Source organism: Microcoleus sp. BR0-C5, assembly GCF_036705045.1.
GTDB lineage: Bacteria > Cyanobacteriota > Cyanobacteriia > Cyanobacteriales > Microcoleaceae > Microcoleus.
Genome location: NZ_JAUBTR010000023.1, coordinates 77,992 through 78,742 on the forward strand (window position 1 = coordinate 77,992; position 751 = coordinate 78,742).

At 46.2% G+C, this 751-nt stretch carries 1 pseudogene; it reads left to right on the forward strand.

Features of this window, described 5'->3' with window-relative positions:
* Positions 1-183: 183 nt before the first annotated feature.
* Positions 184-751 (forward strand): annotated as a pseudogene (locus QUB08_RS13530) (CHAT domain-containing protein); the annotation flags it as partial.

The following is a 751-nucleotide window of genomic DNA, read 5'->3' on the forward strand; positions in this document are numbered from 1 at the left end:
GGATCGAGGCCTAATCCTCAATTTGATCGCTTCCGTCTGCCAGAATCGCCGCAGCCTGCTACCGCATATTTTGGCCCTTACATCTGCGTCCATCCGCGTCCATCCGCCAACATCTGCGGTTAAAAACTCCCCGGATTTCCCCCCACAAAAAATGTAAAATCAGACAAACATGGGTAGCAAAAAATGAACCAACCACGCCGCCAAGCCTATCTCACCCTGATTGAATCTCTCCTCACCTGGGACAGCGACGAACAAACCGCCATCCTGCAAGCCAATCTAGAATTATTAGACGAGGATTTGGCCGAATATTTGCGAGAGTGGGCAACAGAAACCCTACCCAACTTGGATGCAGACCAAGCAGAAACTCGTGCCAATATATTACACGGTTTAACTCTTAAATTTTTCAGTCTTCACCAAGGCAGTCGCAGAAGCAACATAGAGATTGCGATTGCTTGTCTGGATATAGGATTAACTATTTTTACCCGCGAAGCTTACTCAGAAAAGTGGGCAATGTTTCAAAACAGTATAGCAAATGTTTACAGCCAGAGAATCAAGGGAGACAGGGGTGATAATTTAGAAAGGGCGATCACCTTTTATGAAGCAGCTTTACAAGTTCGCACCCGCGCCGCTTTTCCCGAAGATTGGGCAAAGACTCAAAATAATTTGGGTGCTGCTTACAGCCAGAGAATCAAGGGAGACAGGGGTGATAATTTAGAAAGGGCGATCACCTTTTATGAAGCAGCTTTACAAG